General features: G+C 67.1%; 3 protein-coding genes and 1 pseudogene. All 4 read right to left on the bottom strand.

The window, feature by feature from the left end; all coding sequences use genetic code 11:
- Positions 1 to 125: pseudogene (locus tag H162_RS34620) on the bottom strand (electron transfer flavoprotein subunit beta/FixA family protein); the annotation flags it as partial.
- Between the two features lie 34 nt (positions 126 to 159).
- Positions 160 to 834 carry a glutathione S-transferase family protein gene (locus H162_RS0129445; RefSeq protein WP_020657058.1) on the bottom strand — a complete coding sequence of 225 codons (675 nt, stop codon included), beginning with the start codon at positions 832 to 834 and terminating at the stop codon, positions 160 to 162.
- Positions 834 to 1760, bottom strand: a complete 927-nt coding sequence (locus H162_RS0129440; protein WP_026355262.1) for a hydroxymethylglutaryl-CoA lyase — start codon at positions 1758 to 1760, stop codon at positions 834 to 836. Before H162_RS0129440 ends, H162_RS0129445 begins: the two co-directional genes overlap by 1 nt.
- 10 nt (positions 1761 to 1770) lie before the next feature.
- On the bottom strand, positions 1771 to 3780 hold the full coding sequence (locus H162_RS0129435; RefSeq protein ID WP_020657056.1) for an acetyl-CoA carboxylase biotin carboxylase subunit: 2010 nt from the start codon (positions 3778 to 3780) through the stop codon (positions 1771 to 1773).
- Positions 3781 to 3907 lie beyond the last annotated feature (127 nt).

The raw sequence follows: 3907 nt of genomic DNA, 5'->3' as shown, positions 1-3907 counted from the left end.
GCGATCTCGTCGAACGGGTTCATCGACATCTTGACATTGGCGAACTCCACGCCGCTGCCATCAAGTTTGACGCGGACCTTGACGTTGTAGTCGATGACGCGTTTGACTGGGACTAGTACCTTCATTGCTGGTCTCCTTCATGTTCGAGGTTCGTTGCGGTCATGCCGACGTCGACAACAAGGGCGACGGCACCGTGCTGACTCCCTGTTCGCGTGCTGCGGCCAACTCGGCCACGCACGCACGCCGGAAGCCGTCGCGCTCTTTCAATCGCGCCCAGTAAAGGCGCACCGGTTCCGGAAATTCCGGTTCAAGTCCGAGGTAATCGGCGAGCAGCAGCGCGTAGCCGATCGAGATGTCCGCCATCGTGAAACGGCCTGCACACATGGTGCTCTGCCGTTCCAGGATGGGCCCCAGCGTCTTCAGCCTGCCGAGGAACCAGCGGCGGTAGTCCGCCGCCGCCTGCGGAAGACGGCGCTCCGCGGTCTCGAAGCGCTCGTAGCGCAGGACGATGGTCTGGGGGAAGGTCAGTGTCGCTTCGCCGAAATGCAGCCAGTTCAGGAATGCCCCGAAATCGGGTTCGTCCGGATCGACGACCAGCGGAGAAGGGCCGTACGCCGTTCCGAGGTAGTGGCAGATCGCCGCGGACTCGGTCATCCGCACATCGCCGTCGATGAACGCCGGCACCGTGCCAAGTGGATTAATGCTCAGGAAGTCCCTGTCCGTCACACGGGGCGGGAAGGCCAGCATCTTCAGCCGATAGTCCACCCGGAGTTCCTCGAGCGCCCACAAGGGCCGGAACGAGCGGGCGGCGACACAGTGGTAGAGAACCCGCATCAGCGCTCCTTCGGTGCGAGCGCCTGGCGCCTGGCCGCGATCGCATTGCCGGCACGGCTGGCCGCCCTGCGCCCCAGTTGCTGCGAGATGAACTGGCCGGCATCGACGACCTGGTCCAGGTCGACACCGGTATGGATGCCGAGCCCTTCGAGCAGGTACACGACGTCCTCGGTCGCCACATTGCCCGTCGCACCTTTGGCGTAGGGGCAGCCGCCCAGCCCCGCCACCGAGGAATGGAAGATCGACACGCCGGCCTCCAGCGCTGCGTAGATATTGACCAGGGCCTGGCCATGGGTGTCGTGGAAATGGCCGGACAGCTGGCCAAGCGGGTAGTCCCTGGCCACCGTCTCGTAGACGGCGCGGATCTTGCCCGGGGTGCCGACGCCGATGGTGTCGGCGATGTCGATCTCGTCGCAGCCGAGATCGCGCATGCGGCGCACCACGTCGGCCACGTCGCCGGGCAGCACCTCGCCCTGGTAGGGACAGCCGAAGGAGCAGCTGATGCTGCCCCTCAGCCGGACCCCGTGTTCCCTGGCGGCCCGGGCCACATCGCGGAAGCGCTCGATCGAGTCGGCGATCGAGCAGTTGATATTCCGCTGCGAGAAGACCTCGGACGCCGAGCCGAAGATCACGACTTCGTCAGCCCGTGCCGCCAGCGCCGCCTCGAACCCTTTCATGTTGGGCGCGAGTGCGGAGTAGAGGACGCCGGGACGGCGCCGGATCTTTTCCATCACCTCGCTGGACGTCGCCATTTGCGGCACCCACTTCGGCGAGACGAAGGACGCGGCTTCGACATTCGGCAGGCCCGCCGCGGCGAGGCGCTCGACCAGTTCGACCTTGGCCTCGATCGCGACCGTTTCCTTCTCGTTCTGCAGTCCGTCGCGCGGACCGACTTCGACCAGTTTCACATGTGTCGGCAAGCTCATGACATTCCTTTCAGGCGGCCTTGAAGGCCAGCAGCTGCACGCCTTCGGACACCTGGTCGCCCACGGCGTACAGGAGTTCCTCGACGGTGCCGCCCGCCGGCGCGGCGATCGTGTGTTCCATCTTCATCGCTTCCATGATCAGCAAAGGCGCGCCTTTCTCGACGACCGCGCCTTTCTCCGTCAACAGCGCAACGATCTTGCCCGGCATCGGCGCGGTGAGACGTCCGCCTTCGGCCTCGAGCTCGCCGGCATGGGCCAGCGGATCGCCATGGTGCAGCGTGACATGCCGTCCGCCGGTGAAGACGTGGACCGTCTCGCCTTCGCGCACGACATTGCCGCGCACGACCGCGTCGTCCAGCCTGAGCGTGAATTGCGTGTCCTCGCGTCCGACCAGCGCGACCGAGGCGCGCTGTCCGCCCGCCTGCAGGCTCCATCCCTGCCGCTGATACCCGAGCTCCACGACCTGGGAACCCGCTTCGTCGCTGAATGCGAGGCGGCGGACCAGCGTGCCGTTCATCCGCCAGCCGCCCGTGCCTGCCCAGGGATCGCCACCACCCGGATGGCCTTCGCCGTCCAGCAGCGCAGCGGCGGCCAGGGCCAGCGCCGGCAGGGCGGTGGCCTGGGCCGGCGGGAAGAGGGCGTCGCGGTGGCGTTCGATCAGGCCGGTGTCGAGGTCGGCCCGGGAGTAGGGGGCGCTTTCCACCAGCCGCTTGAGGAAGGCGACATTGGTCGCCAGCCCGACCAGCTGGTATTCCGCCAGTGCCTGCGACATGCGGGCCAGCGCTTCGTCCCGGTCGCGTCCCCAGACGATCAGCTTCGCGATCATCGGATCGTAGAACGGGGAGATGGCGTCGCCTTCGCGCACGCCCGAGTCGATGCGCACCGCGGCGGGATCCGCGGCGCCGGCGCCCGCGCCCGGTTCGAAGTGGGCTGCGGCGGGCGTGCGCAGGCGGCGCACGGTGCCGATCGAGGGCAGGAAGCCTTTTTCCGGATTCTCCGCATAGATGCGCGCTTCCAGCGCATGGCCATGGATGCTCAGCTCATCCTGGCGCAGCGGCAGCGGCTCGCCGGCGGCGACCCGCAACTGCCATTCCACCAGGTCGGTACCGGTGATCATCTCGGTGACCGGGTGCTCCACCTGCAGGCGGGTATTCATCTCCATGAAGTAGAAGCTGCCGTCCTGGTTGGCGATGAACTCGACGGTGCCGGCGCCGACATAGCCGACCGCCCTGGCGGCCGCCACCGCGGCCTGTCCCATCGAGCGGCGCCGGGTTTCGGACATGCCGGGCGCAGGCGCCTCTTCCAGCACCTTCTGGTGCCGGCGCTGCACCGAGCAGTCGCGTTCGTACAGGTAGACGCAATTGCCGTGGGTGTCGGCGAACACCTGGATCTCGATATGGCGCGGCCGGATCAGGTATTTTTCCACCAGCACGCGGTCGTCGCCGAAGCTGTTGATCGCCTCGCGCTTGCAGGACTTCAGCGCGGCCTCGAAGTCCTCGCTGCGCTCGACGATGCGCATGCCCTTGCCGCCGCCGCCAGCGCTGGCCTTCAGCAGCACCGGGTAGCCGATCGCGTCGGCCTGGCCGCGCAGGAAGTCCGCATCCTGGTTCTCGCCGTGATAGCCGGGCACCAGGGGCACGTCGGCCGATTCCATCAGCGCCTTCGCGGCCGACTTCGATCCCATGGCGCGGATGGCCGAGGCGGGAGGGCCGATGAAGACCAGTCCGGCCCTGGCGCAGCTGTCGGCGAACTCCTCGTTCTCCGACAGGAAGCCGTAGCCCGGATGGATGGCCTGGGCGCCGGTCGCGAGGGCCGCCTGGATGATCTTCTCGTAGCGCAGGTAGCTTTCCTTCGACGGCGCGGGACCGATGGCCAGCGCCTCGTCGCAGACCGCCACGTGCTTGGCGCCGGCATCCGCATCGGAATACACGGCGACCGTCTTGATGCCGAGGCGGCGCGCGGTGGCGGCGACCCGACAGGCGATTTCACCGCGGTTGGCGATCAGGATTTTCTGGAACACTTGACTCTCCTTGGGTTCTATTGCGAGCACGATTACATGCGGAACACGCCGAACTTCGTGTCTTCGATCGGCCTGTTGAGCGCCGCCGACAGTCCCAGGCCCAGCACCATGCGGGTGTCGGCCGGAT

The organism is Massilia niastensis DSM 21313 (assembly GCF_000382345.1).
GTDB classification, from domain to species: Bacteria; Pseudomonadota; Gammaproteobacteria; order Burkholderiales; family Burkholderiaceae_D; genus Telluria; species Telluria niastensis.
This window is presented reverse-complemented; position numbering and strand designations above follow the sequence as displayed.